This is a genomic window from Rhodopseudomonas sp. B29 (assembly GCF_000333455.1).
GTDB lineage: Bacteria > Pseudomonadota > Alphaproteobacteria > Rhizobiales > Xanthobacteraceae > Rhodopseudomonas.
In genome coordinates, this window is record NZ_BADD01000542.1 from 1 (window position 1) to 4,953 (window position 4,953).

The window sequence follows — 4,953 nt, forward strand, 5'->3', positions numbered from 1 at the left end:
GGCGAGTAGCAGAGCTTCTTCATGCCCCACTTGCCGAACATGCCGAGGCTTTCGACCTGTCCGTAATCGTCCTCCTGCTCGCGCGAGCGGTAGCGCTGCTTGATGGCCCATCCGAGCACTTCCTGACCGCACAGGAAGACCGGATAGACGTTGGTGCCGGACGCACCGATGCCGGTGTAAACCGGCATGTCGTCGACCTCGTGGAGCACGACGCCGTCCATCTCGCGGTCGCCGCCCATGAAGATCGCTTCGTTCCGGGATTGGACGTTGACCTGGGTCTCTGTCACACGGACCGACTTCTTGTAGTCGCGCATCACGCGCGGATGCACGAAGGCGACGAAGAACCGCTGGTTGCTGCGCTCCTTCACCTCGATCGGCGTGATGCGGGGCTTGGCAGCGAGCGCGACGGCCTTCAGGTCCACCACGCTGTCGACGGTGAAGGTGTCGCTGGCGGTGCCGACGTTGCCGGCCGCGGTGGCAAACGTGCTCGAGTAATTCGAGGACGCGTTGCCGAACCGCACACGGTCCGAGTTGTTCGTCACCCAGTTGTTGCGATCGGTCGCGGTGGAGGTGTCGTAGGGCACATCGCAGTTCGCCCCGACGTCGCCCATGCGGTCGATCACTTCCCACTTCACGTCCTCGTTCGACCAGGTCTTGAGCGTGGTCTTGGCGGCGTCGCGAAGGTTGATGGCGGCCAGATCGACGTCCAGCTCGTGCATCGAAATGCCCTTCTTGCGCATGCGCCAGAAGACCTTGTCCCCGTACTCGCCGAGGGTGTCTTCGTGGCCGCGCAACGGCTGGCGATCAAAGATCGTGCCGCGGGCGAGGTTGGTGATGAACTCGAAGGTGATACCGTTCCCGCGCTTGGAGGCGAAGTCCTCCTTCATGCGGATCACGTTGTTCGGCGACGTCCCGGCGTAGGCCGAGAACGGATTGCTCTGGAAGAATTCGGTGCTGAACTTGTCGTCCCACACCGTGGGGGACAGGTTCGCATTGACGCGAGTGTCGGCCATTTCTTACCTCGTGAGAGGCGCGCCGGTGCTACCGGCCGCCCATGATTTCAGACAGGGGGAGAGGCCCTGCGAATGCCGGAACACCCCGAGGCCCGTTGTTGCGGGCCGCGGCGAAGCTGTTGGGCAGTCGTTCGGGCTGCTGCTGTTGCGGCGTGGTCTGCTGCTGCTGACCGCCCTGCATCTCGGCAAGGAGTTCGGCCTTGATCCGCTCGCGCTCGGCGGTGCGCCAAGCCTCGGGATCGTCGCCATAGGTCTGCAGTGCGGACTGCTCTTTGTGCCAGCGCACGAGTTCGCCGAAGGGATGCGGGCTCTGCATGATCCGCTGATACGTCGCCTGCGTCGCGGCAGGGTTGGAACGCATGCGGCTGCTCAGATCCGTGTATGCCTTCTGGACGGTCTCCTCGCCAAACTTGTCGATCGCCATCATGCGTGAGAAGTTCTCGACGATCTGGCCCTGGTTTTGGGTGATCGGCGAAATCGCTTCCTGCAGTCGAGCGCTGAACGCCGCCTCGGGGTCCTCGAACAGGGCCTCGGCGAACGGCTTCTTCGGTGCAGACGGCTGCTGCTGGGGCTGATACTGCGCCAGTTGCCGCATGGCCTGGTCGAGTTGCGAGCGGAGGTTGTTGACCTCGCCCGACCACTTTTCCTCGGCCTTCGCCATTCGCGCGTCGAAAGCCTGCTGGGGGATGAATCCCGGCGGAGGCTTATCCTGCTGCTGCTGGCCGGGATCGGCCTGCTGCTGCTGGTCCGGCTGCTGCTGACCTCCCGGCTGTTCGGCCTGCCTTGCGGCAAACCGACCAAGCTCGTCGCGGCCGTCCTCGCGCGTCATCTGCTCCTGCTCGACGTCGCTCCCTTCCGGGCGCGAGTCCATGATTGCATCCAAGTCCTGCATTGGCACTTCTCCGATATCGCTGTGAGTTGCGGACGCCCGATTAGAGGCCCGGCATCGGCCATCGCCCTTGAAGATCATCCCCGGCGGCGGGTACGCGAACTGATTAGTCTGTGTCGGCCATCTCGCCGGCGCGCCGGTCTTCCCTGGCGTCGGCGCGCTGCTGATGACTGCTGATCACGTCATGAACGAACTGCACCGGCGCGAGCGCAGTCTGCTGGTCCAGATGCGCCGCCTGGGCGCGCTTGTGGTCGGCGGCGGCGTTCTTGTCGCGAATGTCGGCTGCGGCCTGAGCGGCGGCGAGCGCCGGCGGAAGCTGCGGCGAGCCGGGGGCATCCGGCATCGCCTCGGCGTTGGCCCGTGACAGGTTCAGCGCCGCCTTGGAGCGGGTCTCTTCCACCTTTGCTGCCTCACCGGCGAGCGCGATCTGCTGCGCCTGCTGCTGCTGCGGGCTCGGCTGGCTGGCCTGCTGGATGATCTTCGAGACCTTGCCCTTGGCCCGCAGGTTCGACATCTCAAGCCACGCCTGCGCGGGAAGCTGCTGCAGCGCCGGCACCACCTTGGCGAGTTCGACCATCTTACCGAACTCCTCTTCCTGCAACGTGCCGGCCTGCGGCGCTTCGTCCAACTCAATGTCGACGTCGATCATCGAGAGCTGGTTTTGTACCTTCGGCTGGCCGGTCTGCGGATCGACCACCGGATTGCCCATCGCGTCCGTCATCGGCACGTTCACGCCAACCCAGCGCAGGTTATGCATGTCGTCGGTGACGCGCAGCCAGTCTTCCGCGGTCCAGAACTGCCGGATGCGATTCCAGATCTTCCGATACAGTTGCAGGTCCATCTCGTGCAGCGTGTCGAACACCGGACCGGCCTCGATCGAGCCGCCCTGCTGGTTCGCGAGGATGGCGCGGCCGGACTGATCGGCACCGCCCTTCCCCATCATCGAGGCGTTGGCGCCCTGCTGCTGAAAGCGAGCCTCGTGCTGTTGCAGGAGCTCGAATTGCTTATCGGCCATGTCCCCTGTCGGGATGATGCCGAAATGCTTTCCGAACTCGACGCCAGGCGCCAGCACCACGTCGCCGTCGGGCCGGGCAAGTTGCCGTCGCAGCTCAGCCGCGGACATCGAGCCAAGCGCCTGCTCGGTGCGAAAGGTCTGCCGGGTCGAGATCAGATGCTGGAACTTCGACGTGCGGTGGTTGATGCCATCCTGAAGGTCGATCAGGTGGCGGATTTCACCGTAGCGGTTGTTGTCTCGGTCGACGTTCGCAGCGCCCCACGCGTAGGGATCTTCGGGCTGGCCGTATTCGTCGAGCCACGGGGACGGACCGTAATTGAGCAGGCCGCCCTTGGTGAACTCAGCCAAGCACATCTCGCCGGTCTCGGCGTGCTTGAAATACATCTGCACGACGCGGACGCGCCAGCGCTTGTTGTACGAGACCCACGTCGTCATCTTCGGCTTGTCGTCATAGGTCATTCCGACCTGACCGAATGACACGGTCTCGTCGAACACCTTGTCGGCGCCATCGCCGTATTCGCGAATGGCCTCGTCGCGGTCCATCCAGCGCACCAGGAAGCGGAACCCGACATCCTCAAACAGATCGTCTGACGAGTGATAGTCCCAGCCCATGCGATCCCACGGGCACCGGCGGATCACGACCACCGGGTTCGGCCGATTCGGCTTGCGCTCGACCGTGACCTCGTAGCCCCCCCATCCTGCCGATAGAACGTCCTTAAAGACCTTCGACCTGATCTTGTTGAGCCGATTCTGGTCGCAGACGAAGCGCAGCGCATCGGTGCACGAGTTTGCGTCCTGCTCGGCGTTGGGCGTGCGCGGCGACGCCTTCGGATCGGTGCGCCTGGTTTGCTCGAGCCCTTGCAGAAACCTGATCTTCGGCTTGATGTGGTTGTCCATGAGCGCGGCCTGACCGCGCTTGCGGAGCTTCTTGACTTCCTCTTCGGTCCACTGCTTGCCGTCGTAATAATCGACGTCGCGCTCCGCCTTCTGGCTGTTGTCGCGGCCGGCGTCCTCGGACTCCTCGAACATCTGGATCAGCCGCATGTGCTCGGCGGCCCAATCGATCGCCGGCGGCGAGGCGGCTTCCGGCTCCTGATAGGCGGCGAGCGCCACAACCTCACCCATCACATCGCGACCTTCCAGTCAGAACCGCCATCGTCATCGTCACCGTCATAGCGACCGAAGTAATCCGGCCGGCGCGGCAGATCGCTGCCCTTGTTGTCATTGCGAGCCACCCACGGCCGCGACATGCAGGCATATCGCCAGTCGTCGGCGGCGTGGTCTTCCATGTCGCTGTCGAGGTCTTCCGGCCGGCTCTGGTCGTGCTGCAGCACCGGAATCGTCCTGGTGCTGTCGTTGCAGGTCGAGAAGCACACCACCATCGGGTTGCCGTCGTCGTCGCCGACCAGCCGGGCTCGCATCTGGTCCCAGCCGCCGAGCGCGCCGCGCTGGGCAACGCGCTTGTTGTCGGCTCGGGCGAACGTAACCTTCCATTTCGAGCCGCGCGAGATGCGCTCTGCGATCGACGGGCCGCCGTCCTCGGCAAACGCCGCCGGATCGAGCACGCCGGCGCTGATCTTCTCGCCGGCCTCGCGCTCGGCGATTCCCTCGCCGACCTTCTCGGCATGCAGCTTGAGCCCGGTATTCGGCTTGCCGGGCTGGCAGCCGTACCACTCGCGGTAGCGCACCAGGCAGCCTCGCGGCAGGATGATGCCCTCCGGCGTGCGGCACGCATCGGACACCACGGCCCACCAGCCGAACGAGAACGGCTTGGCCGAGCCCCAGTCACCCGATCGAAACCGCGTCCACTCCTCAGGCACCTTGAACGGCCGCACGACGTGCCGGCGCGGGTCCCAGCAATCGAAGAACGCGCCCTCGATCACGTCCCAGTCACCCCAGCGCATCGCCTTGACCAGCTGCGCCGATCCGAGACCTTCCAGCCGCATTTCGTAGCCGGGGTCGTCCTCGGTCATGCTCGGGTTGTCCTCGAGCCGCGCCGGGATGTACTGCCGAACCATGCCGCCTTCGTTCGCCGG

General features: G+C 64.8%; 3 protein-coding genes and 1 pseudogene. All 4 read right to left on the reverse strand.

Annotation, left to right across the window (positions count from 1 at the left end; genetic code table 11):
• Positions 1 to 1,013 (reverse strand): DUF4043 family protein (locus I5M_RS19175; RefSeq protein WP_022722875.1); only part of this gene is annotated, 1,013 nt, incomplete at its 3' end.
• A gap of 28 nt (positions 1,014 to 1,041) precedes the next feature.
• On the reverse strand, positions 1,042 to 1,905 hold the full coding sequence (locus I5M_RS19180) for a hypothetical protein (protein ID WP_022722876.1): 864 nt from the start codon (positions 1,903 to 1,905) through the stop codon (positions 1,042 to 1,044).
• Positions 1,906 to 2,008: 103 nt separating this feature from the next.
• A complete protein-coding gene (locus tag I5M_RS19185) occupies positions 2,009 to 4,042 on the reverse strand; it encodes a hypothetical protein (protein WP_022722877.1) in 2,034 nt (677 codons plus the stop codon).
• Positions 4,042 to 4,953: pseudogene (locus I5M_RS19190) on the reverse strand (terminase); the annotation flags it as partial. The gene I5M_RS19185 and the pseudogene I5M_RS19190, both read right to left, overlap by 1 nt.